Origin of the sequence: Providencia sp. PROV156 (assembly GCF_028480905.1) — a bacterium.
Taxonomy (GTDB): domain Bacteria; phylum Pseudomonadota; class Gammaproteobacteria; order Enterobacterales; family Enterobacteriaceae; genus Providencia; species Providencia hangzhouensis.
Map to the genome: position 1 here is coordinate 22685 of NZ_JAMPPE010000023.1, position 18426 is coordinate 41110.

Annotated in this window: 18 protein-coding genes; 12 read left to right on the plus strand and 6 right to left on the minus strand. The window is 38.6% G+C overall.

Annotated features, from left to right (window positions below):
• Positions 1-36 precede the first annotated feature (36 nt).
• The 3 genes from PSF31_RS15950 to moeA form a co-directional block, all read right to left on the minus strand.
• Positions 37-372 (minus strand): zinc ribbon domain-containing protein YjdM, encoded by a 336-nt coding sequence (locus PSF31_RS15950; RefSeq protein ID WP_004909208.1) that lies wholly within the window; start codon positions 370-372, stop codon positions 37-39.
• 209 nt (positions 373-581) lie between these two features.
• Complete coding sequence (gene moeB, locus PSF31_RS15955) at positions 582-1340, minus strand: molybdopterin-synthase adenylyltransferase MoeB (protein ID WP_036957929.1); 759 nt, start codon at positions 1338-1340, stop codon at positions 582-584.
• Positions 1340-2581, minus strand: a complete 1242-nt coding sequence (gene moeA, locus PSF31_RS15960) for a molybdopterin molybdotransferase MoeA (RefSeq protein WP_004256562.1) — start codon at positions 2579-2581, stop codon at positions 1340-1342. Before moeA ends, moeB begins: the two co-directional genes overlap by 1 nt.
• 449 nt (positions 2582-3030) lie before the next feature.
• On the opposite strand from moeA, the gene folE reads away from it, so the two are divergent.
• Both folE and yeiB read left to right on the plus strand, forming a co-directional pair.
• Positions 3031-3690: a GTP cyclohydrolase I FolE gene (gene folE / locus PSF31_RS15965; RefSeq protein WP_004256561.1), complete on the plus strand. Its 660-nt coding sequence runs from the start codon at positions 3031-3033 to the stop codon at positions 3688-3690.
• 3 nt (positions 3691-3693) lie between these two features.
• On the plus strand, positions 3694-4839 hold the full coding sequence (yeiB, locus tag PSF31_RS15970) for a DUF418 domain-containing protein YeiB (RefSeq protein ID WP_096864125.1): 1146 nt from the start codon (positions 3694-3696) through the stop codon (positions 4837-4839).
• 188 nt (positions 4840-5027) lie between these two features.
• Here yeiB and sanA read toward each other — a convergent pair whose 3' ends face one another.
• Positions 5028-5732: an outer membrane permeability protein SanA gene (gene sanA / locus PSF31_RS15975; RefSeq protein ID WP_094962438.1), complete on the minus strand. Its 705-nt coding sequence runs from the start codon at positions 5730-5732 to the stop codon at positions 5028-5030.
• Positions 5733-6099: 367 nt separating this feature from the next.
• Here sanA and PSF31_RS15980 point away from each other — a divergent pair, with 367 nt between their 5' ends.
• From PSF31_RS15980 to PSF31_RS16000, 5 genes are all read left to right on the plus strand, one after another.
• Positions 6100-6795, plus strand: a complete 696-nt coding sequence (locus PSF31_RS15980; protein ID WP_096864126.1) for a carbohydrate-binding family 9-like protein — start codon at positions 6100-6102, stop codon at positions 6793-6795.
• A 167-nt stretch (positions 6796-6962) separates the two neighbouring features.
• Complete coding sequence (gene murQ / locus PSF31_RS15985) at positions 6963-7883, plus strand: N-acetylmuramic acid 6-phosphate etherase (protein ID WP_096864127.1); 921 nt, start codon at positions 6963-6965, stop codon at positions 7881-7883.
• 56 nt (positions 7884-7939) lie between these two features.
• Complete coding sequence (locus tag PSF31_RS15990; protein ID WP_004256550.1) at positions 7940-9301, plus strand: PTS transporter subunit EIIC; 1362 nt, start codon at positions 7940-7942, stop codon at positions 9299-9301.
• A gap of 15 nt (positions 9302-9316) precedes the next feature.
• Positions 9317-10162, plus strand: coding sequence for a MurR/RpiR family transcriptional regulator (locus PSF31_RS15995; RefSeq protein WP_004256548.1), 846 nt, complete (start codon positions 9317-9319; stop codon positions 10160-10162).
• A complete protein-coding gene (locus PSF31_RS16000) occupies positions 10162-10944 on the plus strand; it encodes a sulfite exporter TauE/SafE family protein (RefSeq protein WP_096864128.1) in 783 nt (260 codons plus the stop codon). Before PSF31_RS15995 ends, PSF31_RS16000 begins: the two co-directional genes overlap by 1 nt.
• Before the next feature lie 64 nt (positions 10945-11008).
• On the opposite strand, the gene PSF31_RS16005 is transcribed toward PSF31_RS16000, so the two are convergent.
• Positions 11009-11890 (minus strand): rhomboid family intramembrane serine protease, encoded by an 882-nt coding sequence (locus PSF31_RS16005; protein ID WP_096864129.1) that lies wholly within the window; start codon positions 11888-11890, stop codon positions 11009-11011.
• 161 nt (positions 11891-12051) lie between these two features.
• Entirely contained in the window at positions 12052-13749 is a 1698-nt protein-coding gene (locus tag PSF31_RS16010) for an NAD-dependent malic enzyme (protein WP_004256541.1), read from the minus strand.
• Positions 13750-14175: 426 nt separating this feature from the next.
• On the opposite strand from PSF31_RS16010, the gene PSF31_RS16015 reads away from it, so the two are divergent.
• The 5 genes from PSF31_RS16015 (at position 14176) to PSF31_RS16035 (ending at position 18418) form a co-directional block, all read left to right on the plus strand.
• Complete coding sequence (locus PSF31_RS16015; RefSeq protein ID WP_164560958.1) at positions 14176-14799, plus strand: hypothetical protein; 624 nt, start codon at positions 14176-14178, stop codon at positions 14797-14799.
• A 59-nt stretch (positions 14800-14858) separates the two neighbouring features.
• Positions 14859-15557, plus strand: coding sequence for a hypothetical protein (locus PSF31_RS16020; protein WP_096864131.1), 699 nt, complete (start codon positions 14859-14861; stop codon positions 15555-15557).
• Positions 15558-15568: 11 nt separating this feature from the next.
• Positions 15569-16951 (plus strand): serine protease, encoded by a 1383-nt coding sequence (locus PSF31_RS16025; RefSeq protein WP_164560959.1) that lies wholly within the window; start codon positions 15569-15571, stop codon positions 16949-16951.
• A gap of 155 nt (positions 16952-17106) precedes the next feature.
• Positions 17107-17775, plus strand: a complete 669-nt coding sequence (locus PSF31_RS16030) for a hypothetical protein (protein WP_164560960.1) — start codon at positions 17107-17109, stop codon at positions 17773-17775.
• The gene (locus PSF31_RS16035; RefSeq protein WP_096864136.1) at positions 17762-18418 is read left to right on the plus strand and encodes a hypothetical protein; all 657 of its coding nucleotides are present in this window, start codon (positions 17762-17764) and stop codon (positions 18416-18418) included. The genes PSF31_RS16030 and PSF31_RS16035 overlap by 14 nt, the downstream gene beginning before the upstream one ends.
• Positions 18419-18426 lie beyond the last annotated feature (8 nt).

Sequence of the window (18426 nt, forward strand, 5' to 3'; positions counted from 1 at the left end):
TCAAATTTTGAGGGCTTTTTAATGGGTGAAGTAAACTTAGTTTTTCTTCACAAACTCAGATTTCAATTTCATTTGACCGAAACCATCAATTTTACAGTCGATATTGTGGTCGCCTTCGACCAAACGGATACCTTTAACGCGGGTACCAATTTTTAGCATAGAAGAGCTGCCTTTGACTTTGAGATCTTTAATAACCGTGATGGTATCACCATCAGCTAACAGGTTGCCATTGGCATCTTTTACAATCAATTCATCAATATCAGCTACAGGTTCGGCATCATTCCATTCATGCGCGCACTCAGGGCAGATATACATATCGTTATCAGTATAGGTGTATTCAGACTGGCATTTCGGGCAAGGAGGGAATTGCATATTCATACTCTCAGTAACTTTATCAAAAGAATAAACAGTGGTGATATTTAAACCATCAAGCACCACAAAAGAGAGATAGTATAAGGTGAAAGGGCAATTAAATTATTTTTTCGGATTATTCTTAATTTTGATGTGATAAAAATAGGAAAAAGGCGAGAAAAGCCTCGCCTGAATGATGAGAAAAGCCAACTTGCCCGAAAATTTAGCAGTTAGCCTTTAGCACAGACTTCACAATGCGGGTCTTTGCTAAGTTTAAATTGGCGAAAATCCATGGTCATTGCATCAAATAGCAATACTTTTCCTGAATTAACTTTCCCATAATTAGCTAATAATTTAATGGTTTCCATCGCTTCTAGCGTACCAATGGTACCGACTAAAGGGGACATAACCCCTGCTTCCACACAAGTTAAGTTATTTTCACCAAATAAACGGCTTAAACAGTGATAGCAAGGGGTGTTTTCTTCATAAGTGAAAACAGATAATTGCCCTTCCATGCGAATAGCAGCACCTGAAACCAGTGGTTTTTTCTGTGGTAAACACAAGCGGTTGAGCTGTTCACGAATGGCAACGTTATCTGTGCAGTCTAAGATCACATCATGATGCATAATTAATTCATCAAGTTGTGCATCATCAAGTTGTGCATTGACGGTGTCAATTTGAATATATGGGTTAATGGCAGCAAGTTGCGCTTTAGCTGAATCAACTTTCGGTGTACCAATGGTGACGTCACGGTGCAAAATTTGCCGTTGCAAGTTAGACAATGACACGGTATCGAAATCCACCAATGTCAGATGACCGACACCAGCAGCAGCAAGGTATTGAGTTGCGGCACAGCCTAAACCGCCAAGGCCAATAACCAGTACTTTGCCAGCTTTAAGTTTTTCCTGCCCATCGAAATCAAACCCACGGAGGATAATTTGGCGGTTGTACCGCAACATTTCCGGATCGCTAAGCTCTTGCACTGTCATTATTCACTTTTTAATAAATAGTTAAACATTTCGACTTCAACCATTTCACCTGCTTCAACGCGCCCACGTTCTCTTTCAAGGACAATAAAACAGTTGGCTAAACTAAATGAACTAAACACATGTGAGCCTTGGTGACCCGTCGTGGCGACTTGCAACTGCCCTTGCTCATTGGTGCTTAGAATTCCTCGTTGAAAATCTAAACGGCCCGGGCTTTTCTTCAACGCGGTGGTCACTGGAACCTTAAAGCGTAGCGGAGCACGCCATTGGCTGTGTCCTGAAAGGCGGGCAATCAGCGGTTGAACCAATTGATAGAAGGTGAGTGCGGCGGAAACAGGGTTCCCCGGTAGCCCACAAAACCAAGCGTCGCTCAGCTTACCAAAAGCAAAGGGTTTTCCTGGTTTAATGGCTAACTTCCAAAAACCAATGGTGCCTAATTCATCCAAAATTTGTTTGGTATAGTCGGCTTCACCTACGGAAACACCGCCACTACTGATCACTAAATCAGCGTGTTGGTTAGCTTCGATAAAGGTTTGCTTGAGTTTTTCGGGCGAGTCCGGTATTACCCCTAAATCAAGCACTTCACAATTAAGTTTTTCCAGCATCAGGCGAACGGTAAAACGGTTAGTATCATAAATTTGCCCATCTGCTAAAGGAAGGCCGACGGCTTGTAGCTCATCTCCCGTTGAAAAAACGGCAACTTTAAGGCGGCGATATACGGTGACATCAGCAATACCCAGTGAAGCAATTAAAGGTAGCTGAGCGGTCGTTAGTAAGGTGCCCGCAGGGAATACGGCACTGCCTTGGGTGATATCTTCCCCTGCTTTGCGGATATTACTACCTTGTTTAATTGGTTGGGTGAATACAATACCTTGGTCCGTTTGTTGTGTAGATTCTTGCATCACAACGGTATCCACTCCTTGTGGAATTGGTGCGCCTGTCATAATACGTACGCAGCAACCTGCTTTTAGTTCACCTTCCATCGGGTTACCCGCAAAAGATTTACCTGCTACAGGCATTGGCGTTTTACCATCCCAATCGGCGAAACGTAAGCCATAACCATCCATAGCAGAATTATCAAATGGTGGAACATTGATAGGGGAAATCAGGTCTGTCGCAATGATGCGTTGTGCAGAGGAGGTCAGTGGAATGATTTCTGTATCTGTGACGGTTTTCGTTTGAGATAGTAATTTTTCCAATGCAACATCTAGAGAAATCAAATCGTTAGTATGACACTGATCCATAAATAATGACCCTCATTATTGTTATCTGCCTTGAGGCTTTAAAATGTGTTCGTGATGCATATTATGGCAGAAATCCATTAGTGCGTGAATGAATAGAAATTGATTACAGATAGCTTTTGGTTAGATTTAACGAATAGGGAGGCATTAACGCAGACAAAATTACACATGAAATGACCAATTTTTAGATTATTTATTGCGTTAATCATTTCAAGTTTATTCGTTTATCGCCATTCAAGGTTAAAACATTGATAAAAAATGTGCTACTAATCACCTTATATAAGGTGTAAAACCTTTTAATGTATGTATTCATCTTGTGAATAAATTACAGGGCTAAATGCAAATATTTCACAGCGATTAACGATGTTGTACTGGATTATCTCTACCTGCTGTTTTAGAGTACCGCACACCTGCATTTTATAAAAATAGTTATACCATTTGTGGAGGATCACATGTCATCTCTGAGTAAAGAGGCCGAATTAGTTCATGCCGCGCTGGAGGCTAGAGGCTTAGAAACGCCTTTACGTATCCAGCCAAAATCAGGCGACGAACGTAAGAAACTGATTGAAGGGCACATGACAGAGATCATGACGCTACTGAATTTGGATTTAACCGATGACAGTTTAGCTGATACCCCTCGTCGCATCGCAAAAATGTATGTTGATGAAATTTTTTCAGGGCTTGATTATGCAAACTTTCCAAAAATCACTTTAATTGAAAATAAAATGAAAGTGGATGAAATGGTCACTGTGCGTGATATTACGTTAACAAGTACCTGTGAACACCATTTTGTTACGATTGATGGAAAGGCCACGGTTGCCTATATTCCAAAAGATAAAGTCATTGGTTTATCGAAAATTAATCGAATTGTGCAATTTTTCTCACAGCGTCCACAAGTGCAAGAGCGCTTAACACAGCAAATTTTGGTTGCTCTGCAAACATTATTGGGAACAACAAATGTAGCTGTTTGTATAGATGCAGTGCATTATTGCGTGAAAGCACGTGGTATTCGTGACGCGACAAGTGCAACAACAACAACGTCATTAGGCGGGTTATTTAAATCAAGCCAAAATACACGGCAAGAATTTTTACGTGCAGTGCGTCACTTATAATTTATGACAGCAACGACGCCGTCAAGTCGCATTGGCCAACTTGACGCTGTTCGTGGTATGGCGATTTTAGGTATTCTTTTAATGAATATCTTTGCTTTTGCTTTACCACAAGCGGCGTATTTAAATCCTTATTACACCAATAAAACACCCGACTCAGAGGCTTACCTCTGGGGGATTTTCAATGTCCTTTTCCAAGGCAAAGTTCTCGCTATTTTTTCAATCCTATTTGGGGCAACCCTTGCTTTATTACAACCCCGTTCTCTTCGTTGGAACCAGTGCCGTCTATTCGTTCTAGCCCTGTTCGGGGTGATTCATGGGGTTGGTTTTTGGGATGGTGATATTCTTTTGGCTTATGCATTGACGGGCTTGTTGGTAACCTATCTGCTTAATCAATATGAAGATGGTTTTTTATTGAAAATAGCACTATCAATCTATTTGATTGGGTTAGTTATCTTGCTCGTGTTGGGTAGTAGTGTAGACCCCTCCGGTTTTTGGCAAACCTCTGATGAGCAACTGGCATTTGAATATGCGATACATACCTCAGGGGGAATGGATGGCGTGCTTTATCGAGCGTCAGAGATGCTAAAAATGGTTGAAATGTTGGTTATCCAATATGGCTGGCAATTAGCGGCATTGATGGTTATTGGTGCACTGCTAATGAAAAATGGTTGGTTACGAGGGCAATTTAGCGCTCAACACTACCGCAAAGTAGCCTACATATTTATCTTGCCATCTATATTGGTCCAAATAGTTTCGCTATACATGCAAAGCCAATTCAATTGGAGTTATTTTTCAACATCAATCATTGGTTACATTATTAATGAGCTAGTTATTCCATTTCAATCTTTAGGATACATAGCTCTGGTGTATGGCTTTTGGACGATACTGGCAAACAGCAAAGTCGCTCTTGGCTTGCAATATGTGGGGCGGATGGCGCTAAGTAATTATATTTTGCAAACGCTAATTTGTACCATGTTGTTTTACCAATTCGGCTATTTTGGTCAATTTACGCGGGTTGAATTACTTGCCTTGGTTCCCATTATTTGGGGAGCAAATTTATTGTTTTCTTATTATTGGTTGATGTTTTTCAGGCAAGGCCCACTTGAATGGTGTTGGCGCAAATTAACGAGAAAGCTGATAGGTAGATGAGTATTCATCTACCTATCAGACTGCTGACAAACATATTATGTTTGGCGGCAAGTCGAATAGGTTATTGAAAATAAACTAGGAAAATCAATTTATTGATTTTCGGCTGATAACACAAAGCGGGAAAAACCACGCTTTTATCCCGCTTTGTCAACAACCTCATAGGTAGATGAGTATTCATCTACCTATATCTACTTCAATTTATTGACTTCATCCGGTGAAACCGCCGGATAGCCTTTAATTCCTGCTGGCATCTTAATGGGGGCTGGGATGGATTCTTGTTCACCTAAAAATTTAGGTTCCCGTTTTAAGATATATAAATCCGCCAGAGCGCCTAGCCGTGCAAACACTTCACGCACTCTCACTCTATACATTCCAGAAGGTGTCGGAACTGCTAAACATTGTGCATCAATACCTTTATGTTTGGCGATAAAGACCGCGCGTTCACAATGAAAACGCTGGGTAATAATCGTAAAATTATCGGTATCAAACACTTTTTTAGTGCGTACTACGGAGTCTAATGTCCTAAAACCTGCGAAATCGAGCACGATTTTAGAGGCTGGAACCCCTTCTTTAATTAAATCTTTACGCATGTTGATTGGCTCATTGTAATTATGAGCGCCATTATCACCACTGAGGAGCAAATATTTAACTTTTCCACTGTGGTATGCCTCTGCTGCGCCTTTAATGCGATAGGTATAATAGAGGTTATTAACACCAGAGGCATAATATTTGGATGTGCCAAGTACCATCCCAACATCGCGTGCAGGCAATTTTTCTACATCTTCATAGATATAGGGGGCGGTATCCCAGCTTATCCAGCGATCAAGCAACATTATGGTCGTAAATGCGATCCCTGCAATAATAATAAGACCAAAAAACAGACGTTTCCTCATGTCCTAGCCTTGATAATAAAAAGTCATAATCCGAAATTGTCAGCCCCAATAGGCCTGTGTCTTTAGGCTACTTGACTTAAATTAGTGACGCAAGTCGCGTAACGTAAAGTCATGTCAATGTCTGAATACCAATCGAAGTTGACTAATATTAAGCCTAATAATTGAATTAAAATTAATCAGACATTGGATGAAAAAGATAAATCACATTCTCATTAAAGAGTGAGCGGCTTCACATCATGATAGTTTTTATAGAATGAAGCTATATATTATGAAATTTTAATTCTATATTTTGTGTGTTCTGTGAAATATTGTTTCTTTGGCGGTTTTTTGTGAATAACAGTTCTCTAATCCGATAGGTGAGGAAAGTATGAAATTAACGACATTACTAGCCGCGAGCGCTGTGCTTGTTACAGCAAGTGTGGCGGCAAAAGAGTACCAAATCAATCATACCGATCAGTTAAAATCACTCAATGATGCGACTAAAAGTACTGAAGTCTGGGAAAAAGCAGAAGTATTAACCGATTTTACTTACCCATGGGAAAAGGAAGTGGCTCCCAAAACAGATTTTCGCGCTTTATGGAGTGATGACGCACTATATTTCCGTTTTATTGCAGATGATAAAGATATTCAGTTAGGTGATAACCCAGATAAAGACCAAGCGGTGTTAGATTCTGACCGAGTCGAACTCTTTTTCGCGACTAGCCCTGAATTAAAACCTTATTACACGGCTGAAATGGACCCGAAAGGGCGTACTTTCGATGCAAAAGCTAATTATTACCGTGAAATTGACCCAAGTTGGAACTGGGAAACATTACAAACCGTGGGTGAAATAACGCCAAATGGTTATGTATTAACGGGAAAAATTGATTTAGATGAATTCACTAAACTCGATTTATGGCAAGACGCAGACAAACAGACACTAATGTGTGCCATTTTGCGTGGAGAGTTCAGCGCGGGTGAACCTAAGCAAGTGCGTAAATGGATTAGCTGGATCAAACCTGATTCCGTTAAACCTGATTTTCACATCCCATCAGCCTTCGGAACCTGTAAGTTCGTAAAATAGCATTATCGCCGGTGGCTTTTGTCACCGGTATTTTTCAATACAAACCTATTATTGTGAGTAAGATCATAACCCGCAATTAAGTGGTACGAAATTGCTGTGATTTGAATTGAAATTAAAATTCATTTAATGTATTTTTTAATGAAATTAAATTTCATTAGGGCATTTGAATGTCTCTAGCCGAAAATACTCTGAGTAACTGTCTACACAATGAATTCAATCAGGAAACGCAGCAGTTTTCACGTTTGGATACGCTATCGATGGTGAACGTCATTAACCAAGCTGATAGCACGGTTGCAGGTGCCATTCAGGCTGTTCTACCTGCGATTGCTCAAGTGGTTGACGCTGTTGCTGAGTGCTTAAAGCAAGGTGGACGTTTGTTTTACATTGGCGCGGGTACTAGCGGTAGGTTAGCCGTATTAGATAGTGCAGAATGTCCACCCACATTTGGTACTTCATCTGAAATGGTGCAATCGATTATTGCGGGTGGCCAAGATGCAATGCTAAAAGCGGTTGAAAATATTGAGGATTCAGCAGAATCAGCGATTGCTGAGCTAAAAAAACGCCAACTTTGTGCCAAAGATGTCGTGGTGGGCATTGCTGCGAGTGGACGTACACCATTTACCTTAGCGGGTATTGAATACGCTAATGAAATCGGTGCGTTAACGGTGGCTATCACCACGCGAGGAAGAGGGTTATTAAGTGACGTAGCAAAATTGGCAATTGCCCCCGATGTTGGCCCTGAAGTGTTATCGGGTTCGACTCGTATGAAAAGTGGTACTGCGCAAAAAATGATTTTAGGCATGCTAAGTACTTGTGTGATGGGGAGACTAGGCCGTATTCATACTAATTTAATGGTTGATGTTGTTGCCAGTAATATCAAATTACTGCGCCGCGCAGAACGGATTGTGAGTGAAGTCTGCGGTATTGATGAACACACCGCGGCAGGGTTATTAGCGCAAGTGGATTATCATCCACGACGCGCAATTTTAATGCATGAGCTACAAATTAATGCACAGCAAGCGACGGATATCGTTCAACAACATCCAAATACCACCTTGGATAGCATGTTAGCAATTACCGTTAAGTAATGGGATAGCATGTTGAAGAGCAGGGTTATTGGCTCAGTCAACATCAGGGGGATCATATGGCTAATAAGATAGAACATCTGGAAGTACTCGCCAGAGAAATAGAAAAATATGCGGGCGGCTTTGAGAACGTGGCAACATTAACTCATTGTATGACGCGTATCCGTTTAGTTTTAAAAGATAACAGTAAATTTGATGCTGAGTCCTTGAAACAAATTGAGGGCGTAAAAGGTGTTATTTTTAATGGTGAACAGCAACAAGTGATTGTTGGGATGGGAACCGCAGCGAAAGTTTTTTCGGTGATGAACAAACGTATGCAAGGTAGCACCTCTACGACATCAGAAAATGCAGCACCGGCGGAGAAAAAAGCGTTTTCCATTCGCCGTACGTTGAATACGTTAGCCGCTATATTTGTTCCTACTATTCCAGCGTTGATTGGTTGTGGTCTAATTATGGGGCTAATCAATATCGTCCGCTTGGTTGCTCCGGGGGTTGTCGACCAATTCCCTGAGTTATTTAAGTTATTAAAATTGATTGGTAGCGCAGTCTTTGTTTATCTTTCAATTATGATTGGGGTGAATACCGCGAAAGAGCTTGGTGCATCTACCTCAATTGGTGCGGTCATGGCTGGGTTACTTTCGATGCCGGGGTTAGCGGATATCACCTTATTTGGTTCGAAATTAGTCCCGGGTAGCGGGGGTATTTTTGCAGTGCTCATGGTGGTCGTTTTCTCTTCTAAATTTGAAGTGTGGTTTAGGAGCATTATTAAAGAAAGCTTAGACCTTATCGTGACGCCATTTGTGACCATTTTAGTCTCTGCGATGGTCGCAATTGTGGTGTTCCAACCCGCAGGACATTACTTAAACCAAATTTTGGCTCAAGGTGTTTCTGTCGCTTTATTAAATAGTGGCGGTGGTGCCGTGGCGACTGGCGGTATCTTGGGGGGGAGTTTCTTATTCTTATTACTAACGGGTTTACATCAAGGTTTGATCCCAATTCACGCTGAAATTTTACAAACTTTTGGTCTGAATTACTTGTTCCCAATTTTAGCTATGGGGGGAATGGGGCAAGTGGGTTCGTGTTTCTGGGTTTATTTAAAAACCAAAAACCAACGCTTGAAGAAAACCTTAGTCGGTGCGTTACCTGTGGGTATTTTTGGTGTCGGTGAACCACTTTTATTTGGTGTGTCATTACCATTAGGTAAACCATTTATTGCAGGTTGCATTGGCGGAGCTGCGGGCGGGGCATTAATGGCGTTCTTCCATGTCGGGATCATCATTCCTTTTGGAACAGCAGGGTTATCATTAATTCCATTAGTGGGTGATGGCCAAATATTGGATTTCTTAATTGCTGTTGCAGGTGCATGGATTGTCGGGTTCATTGCCAGTATGATAATAGGCTTCACTGATCCAGAAAAATAATTAGAAGGAAAAGCCATGTCGACACTGACGGTAAAACTGGAAAGCTTGCAGACACGCGGTAAAGGCACAGAACAACGTATTGCCACATTTTTGCTGGATAACCGCGAAAGTCTTATCGCGATGAATGCAGCGGAATTGGCACAGGCGGCTGGGGTCAGTAGTGCATCTGTTATCCGCTTTTCACGCCAAATGGGGTACCGTGGCTATCCTGAATTTAAAGTTGATTATTTGTCTGATGAGAAGCAACACAAAGCAGAAAGTTTATACGGTAATCTGAGTCGTCACGATGATACCTCTCAGATTATCGCCAAAACAGGGCAAATGTTTATTTCGGCTATTGAAAAATCACTGGATTTACTTGAGCCCTCTGTCGTAGATACCATCGCGCAAAAAATGTTTCAGGCCAAACGTATCGTGCTGTTTGGTGTCGGGTCTTCAGCCATTGTTGCCAGTGATATTTTCCATAAATTAATTCGCATTAATAAACACGCACTGTTTAGTTATGATTTGCATGTTCAGCTAAGTTACTCGGCAAATTTGGGGCCGGAAGATCTAGCTATTGCAGTAACGGCGCGTGGAAATACTCAAGAAATCAATAGTATGCTTCGTGCTGCAAAAGAAACAGGTTGCCCGACAGTCGCACTGACACGTTTTGGTCAAGATGAAGCGATAAAGTTAGCGGACTTCGCCTTGCCTTATTTTTATGATGAGCAACATTCCCAATTAGGCATCATCACCCCCCAAGTGTTACAGATGATTACTTTCGATACATTATTTTTTAAATACCTCACGTTAGCAGATAGTGATGCAAATGAAGCATTACAAAAAGGGCGACGAGCACTGATACAAGGCAAGAGTTAATGATTGTAACGGAGTTAGCGATAGGCGCACTTATTGGGCTGATTATCAGCACAACGGGTGTCGGTGGTGGTGTGATTGTCTTACCGATACTGACCTATTTTTTTGGGCTAAATGCACTAGCAGCAGTAGCCACTGCCAATTTCCTTTCGATGCTAATGAAGGTTTCTTCTTCTTATATGCATTTTCGATTAGGCAATATCCCCTTTAAAGGCGCTATGATTGTATTAGCGATTATGTTGCCGAGCACATTTCTCTCAAGTCTGTTTGTTACATGGTTGGGGGGATTACCGGGGTATGAAAAACAAGTCGAGTGGGGTATTAACCTGTTAGTGGCTGTTGCCATTATTTTTTCGCTATATTTATTTGTTCAGCGAATGTTTTTTGTTTCGATCATCAAGCAAGAAGCGGCAAAAGGGGATCAGCTAAAATCCATGGCTGTGCCGGCTATCCTAGCGGGTGTTGTACTTGGTGCAACTGGAGTTGGTGGTGGGGTGGTTGTTCTCCCTATGTTGCTGCGCTATATGCAACTGAATATTAAGCAAGCAATTGGTACATCGATTTTTGTAACAACCGTGTTGTCTGGTTCCTCTGCTTTAGCTTATGCGCAAGATGGCTATACGGATTTAAAACTGGCGCTGATATTGTGTGCAGGGGCATTGATTGTGATGCCACTGGCTAAATATTTACTGGTCCGTTTATCTGAACGCACCTTTCAATACATTACATTGTTATTAATCACCTGCAGTGCAGTAATGATGACAATGAATTTATTCACTTTCTAGGGTCATAAGTCCTATTATTGGCGTTGTTAATAATAGGACTTACTTTTCAACAAAAACGGTGTGTTTATCGCTGATTAAGCTCTTTTACCATTTCTTGGTAAATAAACTGGCGCTCATAGTTCAGGTCTTCGTCTTGTAGGGAAGAAAACTGGCTTAGTGTTATGGCCAGTAAGGCGGCAGCTATAAGTACAATGACACCGCTAGAGAGTAGTTTTGTCCGGACGGTTGCTTGGGGCGCAAGTACAAAAGCGCCACTAATAACAGCGCCAAGTACTGCTCCACCAATATGAGCAGCGTTATCAATACCTGACTGCAAACCATTGATGAGAGTTAGCGCAATCATTCCAATAATATTATATAGCGGGCGTTTTAATTGGTTGCGCTCTTCAAGAGAGAGGTTTGGGTTATTTATCCCTTTTAATAAATAAATTACGGAAGCGGCAGCTAACCCCATAATGGCTCCAGATGCGCCAATACCAACGGTAATATATACCGTGTTATCAGGTAAATATAAACTATTCCATGCATTCATTGACGCGCGGTTTGCTGCGGCGTTAATGGCTTCACTGTATTGCCAATAAGCGCTAAAAAATGCCGCGCCAATACCTGAAAATAGGTATATTGCGAGCATCCTAAATTTTCCATAGGTGCGCTCGCATTCAATCCCAATAACAAACAAGGCCAATGTATTTAAAGCAAGGTGCATACCACCTGAGTGCAATACCATACTGACTGGATAACGCCACCAATCCCCCGTTAATGAAAGTTGGTAAACATTGGCACCAAATAACAATAAGTTATTTTCTTGGGAATCGAGTGGGGCGGCATAATTGAGCTGGTAAAAATAAACAACAATATTCAGCACCGCAATAAAAAGCGTTAGGGCTATTGCCCATAGGGAAAACTTTGGTTTCTGTGGAATAGCAGCATTGAGGTCGCCAGTCATGTCAATATCCTATTAATCAATCATGGCCGTTATCTTAAATAAGTGATTTGTTTAGCGCAATTTATCATTATCTGAGAAAACAGACATTCGTTTTTTCGGATCTATAAAAAACAAAAAAGGAGCTCTAAAGAGCCCCTTTCAATCAATACCGTTATGACAAATTAAAACGAAGTCCGTTTATAGGTACGGTACTCTGGTTTCCAGAAATTACGCTCAATGGCTTCATCCAATGCGCTATCAGAGGTGACCGTTGCCACACCTTGAATTTGTGCTTCTTTTGCCACTTGTTTAGCAATAATGCGAGAGACATCTTGAATATCAGACAGTAGAGGTAATAGCGCACCTTCACCATTTTTGGCAAGTGGTGAACAGCTGGCAAGCGCACGGCTGGCGGCCATTAACATGCCATCAGTAACACGTTTGGCACCAGAGGCAATCACACCAAGACCGATACCCGGGAAGATATAGGAGTTGTTACATTGTGCAATTGGGAACACTTGGTCTTTGTAAGATACTGGGCTAAATGGACTTCCTGTTGCGACTAAGGCTTTGCCATCAGTCCAATTGATAATGTCTTCAGGGCGAGCTTCAACACGTGATGTTGGGTTAGATAACGGCATCACGATAGGGCGTTCACAGTGCTTATGCATCTCTTTAATGATTTCTTCTGTGAATAACCCAGCTTGGCCAGACACACCAATCAATATGGTTGGTTTGGCATTGCGTACCACATCTAACAGTGAAATTGAGTCACTGTTAACATCCCAGTCGGTTAAATTCCCACTGTTTTGGGTTAATTTGGCTTGGAAATCGAGTAAGTTAGGTAGTTTATCGGTTAATAAACCAAAGCGGTCAACCATATAAATACGTGAACGCGCTTCTTCGTCACTCAAGCCTTCGGATTTCATCTGGGCGATGATTTGTTCTGCAATACCGCAGCCTGCTGAGCCTGCACCCAAGAAAGTCACGCGTTGGTCGCTTAGCTTACTGCCTGCGGCATGGCTGGCGGCAATTAAGCTACCTAATGCAACCGATGCGGTGCCTTGAATATCATCATTGAAACAGCATAGCTCATCACGGTAACGGGTTAATAAAGGCATCGCATTTTTCTGTGCGAAATCTTCAAATTGTAATAATACATTTGGCCAGCGGCGTTTAACTGCCTGAACAAATTCATCAAGGAACTCGTTGTATTCATCACCCGTAATACGTGGGTGACGCCATCCCATATACAGAGGGTCATTCAGACGCTGTGGGTTGTTGGTTCCTACGTCAATAACAATAGGTAAGGTATAAGCAGGGCTGATACCCCCGCACGCGGTATAGAGAGAGAGTTTCCCTATTGGGATGCCCATACCACCGATACCTTGGTCACCAAGGCCTAAAATACGTTCACCATCGGTGACAACAATCACTTTCACATTTTGTTTGGTGGCGTTTTGTAGCATGTCGTCGATGTATTCACGGTTTGGATAAGAAATAAATAAACCACGTGCACGACGATAAATGTCAGAGAAATGCTCACAAGCTTCACCCACGGTTGGGGTATAGATAATAGGCATTACTTCAGTAAGGTGAGCATCTATAAGGCGATAAAATAAGGTTTCGTTGGTGTCTTGAATATTTCGCAGATAAATGTGTTTATCAATATCTGATTTAAAATCAATTAATTGGCGGTAGGCACGTTCAACTTGTTCTTCGATGGTTTCTACTTGTTCAGGAAGTAAACCATGCAAGTTAAAATTTGCACGCTCTTCTTCGGTGAAGGCGCTTCCTTTATTCAGCAAAGGGAATTCAAGCAAAATTGGGCCAGCGTAGGGTATATAGAGAGGGCGTTTTGTTTCGTACTCATGTTCCATGAAATATCACTCTTCGGACGATTAATCAACAAAGTCAGGGTAGATCCTAAGCTAAACAGCAAATATGTACAGTAAATAATGATAAAAAAGCGTTAAAAAATTTACTGAAAAATATTGTGCATATGATAAGGAGTTTAAGCGCGAAAGGGAATGAAAGCCGATAACGGCATACGCATTACGGTAGGTAGATCACGCTTAGGCAAATAATGAATGTCTCATCGTTATTTTTACGTTTTCAAACGTTAGTTTAGCTTTGCTGCGGGTTCAATTTTTTCATGTTTTTTCTTATTTTTAGTCAGTTACAGAGAGAAAAAACGGATTCACTGAAAGTTAAATTATATTTTTAAATATCATATATTGCTGCAAGTTTTAAATTTATATAAGTTGAAATTTGTTTTTATATTTCATTTTTCACTAAGGAGTTTTATGAATTTAATTAATGGAGTGTTAAGGTATAACTGTATATATATATTACTTATTATGGCATTTATAGGAGGAATGAATCATTCAAGAGCAGACTATAACCCAATCGAAACACTAAGGAATATTGACAGCTATTTCTATGAAAACAAATATGGTTCATCAATTTTTGGTCGAGTTATAACAGATTATTTTTATTTGGTGATGAAAGAAAAAAACAAAACAATTAATAACACATTGATAGACAAAATAAATTATGACCATGCATTAGAAATGCTTCAAGTATTGAAGCGAAAAGCGAAGAAACAGAGTACAGGTGAAAAAGTCTCTCATGATATGACTTATAAAGAAGCAGATGAAATACACTATCTGGTCATGTTACGTAATAAAATACCCGAAGAAGCTTGGGTTTTAGGTGTGGTATTTTCTGTATTAGATGAAAAAGAAAAAGAATTTTATTGGCAAAAAATTATGGCAGCTTCCGGAGACCGTGGCCATGAATTATCGGTAATATACAGCTTGATGAAAGTGATGTTAGAAAAGGAAAAGAAGGCCACTAAAAAACAGAAAATCATTATTAATAAATGGTATGAACGTATGAGTAAAACATTAGCTTCTGCTAAATCATAGTTTTCATTTAAATAAGTTTGAAAACTAAATGTTATATAAGTATTAAGGTGTCAATTATTATGAAATTATATTTTTGTTTAATTCTACCGTTATTATTATTTTCCTGCATTGTTAATGGCGAGAACCGCCCCGGTTTTGTTTGTGGACAGTTTAATAGGAATATTATCGAAGTTCCTAGTAAGTATGTTTTTCCATTTGCTGAATATGAAGGATATAGCTATTTTGACCCAAGGTTTGTTGAAAACAAAAAAGGGTGTGAGGCTAATTTTAGAATTCTGCCAATGAGGATGTCATGGCCAGACTTAAAACCATTTAGTGAAGTCAGTCATGATGTTAGAATGATAGAAGTCTATGTTGAGCCATTAAATGGAGACCCTGAAAAATATTTTAGTCATAAGAAAAATATATATCTAAATATGGGGGTTATTAAAAGGAAAGGTGAACTATATTATGATGAAGAATTAGAGTTGTATTTTAATGAGGTTTTTATTGAGTCTAAACATATTAATGGTAATAAAGTTTATGTCAATATAATAAAGTATGGTTACTATTGGGATGAAGATAATGGTGAAGTTAATGTTTTAATGGAGTGTTCATGGAGACAGTTAGATGATAGTTATCGGCGTTGTAAATTATTATCATTAATGCCTGAATTTGGTCTTAAATATAGTGTTTCATTTGAATTTTCAAATCTTGTTAATTGGGAAGCTATTCAAGACAAGGTAAGGCTATTTTTATCTGAATATATTAAAAATTAGGAACTAAAAATATGAATATTAGGGAACGTAGGCAGGGAGACTTAGAATTAATATCAACAGATTTATCTAATGTTACCCGAATTTTAATGGTTAGCAAAAGGCCTGAACTTATGTATGATTATTTAGAAAGTAAAGGAGACCGTTATGCGAAGCTAGCAAATAGTGTGGTTAAAGGTGATTCTCTTTTAGGTGCTTTTGCGATGAATCACTTAGATGAGTTTAAATTAGAAAATGGAAAAAAAATTGAGAATATAGAAGATAAAATTCGATTCCAAATGGCAAAAAGGTATCTTGTCACTCTTTATAGTAGGTTTCATAATGAAGGGTTTATAATAAAAGGCGATATTAATCATATTGAAGCAATGGAAATTCATAACGATATTTTTGATAATTTAGATTATTCTAGAGACGCTTGGACGTTAAAAATTGTATTTGATGTTATGCCAGAAGAAAATAGAGAGAAATATTGGCAATCAGCTTTAAATTCAATAGGAAACACAGAAAAAGAAACATTATTGAGTTTGAACACGATGAGTTTTATGTTAGAGAGATTAGAGGAGTCACCAGCAAAAGAACAACCTAGAATTCATAATTGGATGAGAAAAGCTATTGATATTGATAATCTTATAGATGGGTTAAATATAACAGCAAAAAAAATATATAGAGAAATTTTACCTTCTGAAACTATAGATAATATGCAATATAATAATTATATTCTATATAATACAGGAAACCCTTTAATCGATAGAGGAACAGAGCGTTTTTCATTTTGGAATTTTCCATCTGGCGATGGTAGTCGATTTTCTGTACAAACAGATTGGCGTGGGCAAACGGAATTTACACATAAAAATTTATTATCTGAATATTATCTAGAAAGACCTGATTATATATTACCAGAAACAGGCTTATTTGATTCACCATCAGTTAATTATCAACCAGATGTTGCTCATTATGATCGTATGATTGATGATTTAAGGGGAAATATGCCATCAATAAACAACAAGTCAACACCTCCAATTAAGTATCCACACAATATGGTAGATAAATCGATATTGGAAAGCACTTATCCAAAATCCGAACCGAATAGACAATTAGCACCTCGTACAACAAACCTACTTGATAGGTTTAAGGATAATGAAACACCAACAAATTATTATCTAGAACGCCCGAGTGTTGTTCTTCCGGAAACGCCAGGATTTAAAGACTTCCCTACAGATACCATAAGAAATAACCCTCATTTTGAAAATATGATTGGCCAGTTAAGAGACAATATGTCATCAATGAACAATTCAATGGACTCATTTGAAGATAAATACTCAATACCCTCAATGCCAAGTATACCTGAATTTAGTTATAGTGGTTATTCTTCTGGAGGATCTTTTAGTTTTAATTAATATTTAAAAAGTCTACTTATAATAAAATAAATTATTTTAGTTATTAGTAAACGAATGGTGATTACTGATGTTTGTTTTTATGTTGGCAATGTGTTTTTTACATAATTGCTTTTTAAGATTGTTGGTTTCTAACTTTATGAATCACAAGGATGTATATGAATTATAAATTAATAGTTGTGCTTTCAGTTTTTCTTCTCGGTGCTTGCCAAAATCCTCAAGGAAATAATGTAAAATATAATAAAAAAAATATAACTAATTTTTGTGAAAAAAAAGGTGTTAAAACGCCACGTCTTTTCTTTATGCTACAGATGTTATACTTTTCTGAATCTAAGGATTTAATATTTGATAGAAAAAAATTAGTTATTTTCAAGGGGGGAAAAGATAATAACCCAATGTTAGAATTTTTAAAGTATACAAAAGAAGTATTTATTAAAAAATTAAGCCATGAACAGGCAATGGGTTTTTATCGTAAGAATTTAAATGAAATGGGAATGTCTTATCATGCTTGGATTTTAGCAGATGTTTTAGATGTTATTAATGAGAGAAACCGGGAGACACTATGGCAACAGTTCATTTTTGTGATGAATAACAATGATCCTGCGAAGGAAGCTAAATTATTCATGATGCTTTGGTATGCAATGGTAAGGGAAGCTTCCAAACCACCATCAGACAAGCAAATTAAAAGCAAAAGATGGCTGGAGAAGATGAGGCGGATTGCTTTAGTCAATAAGCTAGAGAGAAAGTTAGATTTTATGTTTGAAGAAATGATTGATGATTCAAAGTTTTATAATAAAAATCGAAGGGGTTCTAATGATATCATTTAAATACAAATCTATTATTACATTAATTTTTATTTGTATAATTTTATCATGTTTAAGTCTTTTAAATAAAGGTTATGCTTTTACTGATAAAGACAATATTCAAAAGGTTAATAATTCGGATGATAAATATTTTAGTATTTTTATTTATCTAGAAAAAGAATTTTTAAATAATCATATGAAGGCACGGGGTGAGTCATTTACCAGTGAAAAACGGAGTCGGTATCAAAAAGAAGTAAAATTAGCATATGGACGAATTATGAAAAATCGGAAAGAAAGTGATAACATTCCAATTGGTGATATTACACATCAAGAATTTATTAAAATAAAAAAAGAAGCGATGTTAAATACAGGAATTCCTTATGAAGGTTGGTTATTTAAAGATGTATTTGAAGTATTATCTATAGATAAACAGAATAAAATTATAGGGAAACTATTAAATAGCTTTTCTAATAAATCACTTAATGGTGAATCAGCGTTATTTGCTAGCATTTGGCTAGACATGAAAGAAGAAGCCGCGCAATCTGCATCGATAAAACAGCAACAAAGCCAAGCTTGGCTAGAAAAAATGCGAAAGATCCCTTTAGTTATTACATTAGAAGAGACGATAAATGAAACAGAAAAATTGTTTAATGAATTCACTTACTAGGGCATATA

What these genes read in the sequence shown, in the direction of transcription:
- PSF31_RS16015 (WP_164560958.1), top strand. Translation starts at nt 14,176, where the DNA reads ATGAATTTAATTAATGGAGTGTTAAGGTATAACTGTATATATATATTA.
- PSF31_RS16035 (WP_096864136.1), top strand. Translation starts at nt 17,762, where the DNA reads ATGATATCATTTAAATACAAATCTATTATTACATTAATTTTTATTTGT.
- PSF31_RS15995 (WP_004256548.1), top strand. Translation starts at nt 9,317, where the DNA reads ATGTCGACACTGACGGTAAAACTGGAAAGCTTGCAGACACGCGGTAAA.
- moeA (WP_004256562.1), bottom strand. Translation starts at nt 2,581, where the DNA reads ATGGATCAGTGTCATACTAACGATTTGATTTCTCTAGATGTTGCATTG.
- PSF31_RS15990 (WP_004256550.1), top strand. Translation starts at nt 7,940, where the DNA reads ATGGCTAATAAGATAGAACATCTGGAAGTACTCGCCAGAGAAATAGAA.
- PSF31_RS16030 (WP_164560960.1), top strand. Translation starts at nt 17,107, where the DNA reads ATGAATTATAAATTAATAGTTGTGCTTTCAGTTTTTCTTCTCGGTGCT.
- PSF31_RS16020 (WP_096864131.1), top strand. Translation starts at nt 14,859, where the DNA reads ATGAAATTATATTTTTGTTTAATTCTACCGTTATTATTATTTTCCTGC.
- folE (WP_004256561.1), top strand. Translation starts at nt 3,031, where the DNA reads ATGTCATCTCTGAGTAAAGAGGCCGAATTAGTTCATGCCGCGCTGGAG.
- PSF31_RS15980 (WP_096864126.1), top strand. Translation starts at nt 6,100, where the DNA reads ATGAAATTAACGACATTACTAGCCGCGAGCGCTGTGCTTGTTACAGCA.
- moeB (WP_036957929.1), bottom strand. Translation starts at nt 1,340, where the DNA reads ATGACAGTGCAAGAGCTTAGCGATCCGGAAATGTTGCGGTACAACCGC.
- PSF31_RS16010 (WP_004256541.1), bottom strand. Translation starts at nt 13,749, where the DNA reads ATGGAACATGAGTACGAAACAAAACGCCCTCTCTATATACCCTACGCT.
- PSF31_RS16005 (WP_096864129.1), bottom strand. Translation starts at nt 11,890, where the DNA reads ATGACTGGCGACCTCAATGCTGCTATTCCACAGAAACCAAAGTTTTCC.
- murQ (WP_096864127.1), top strand. Translation starts at nt 6,963, where the DNA reads ATGTCTCTAGCCGAAAATACTCTGAGTAACTGTCTACACAATGAATTC.
- sanA (WP_094962438.1), bottom strand. Translation starts at nt 5,732, where the DNA reads ATGAGGAAACGTCTGTTTTTTGGTCTTATTATTATTGCAGGGATCGCA.
- PSF31_RS15950 (WP_004909208.1), bottom strand. Translation starts at nt 372, where the DNA reads ATGCAATTCCCTCCTTGCCCGAAATGCCAGTCTGAATACACCTATACT.
- PSF31_RS16025 (WP_164560959.1), top strand. Translation starts at nt 15,569, where the DNA reads ATGAATATTAGGGAACGTAGGCAGGGAGACTTAGAATTAATATCAACA.
- yeiB (WP_096864125.1), top strand. Translation starts at nt 3,694, where the DNA reads ATGACAGCAACGACGCCGTCAAGTCGCATTGGCCAACTTGACGCTGTT.
- PSF31_RS16000 (WP_096864128.1), top strand. Translation starts at nt 10,162, where the DNA reads ATGATTGTAACGGAGTTAGCGATAGGCGCACTTATTGGGCTGATTATC.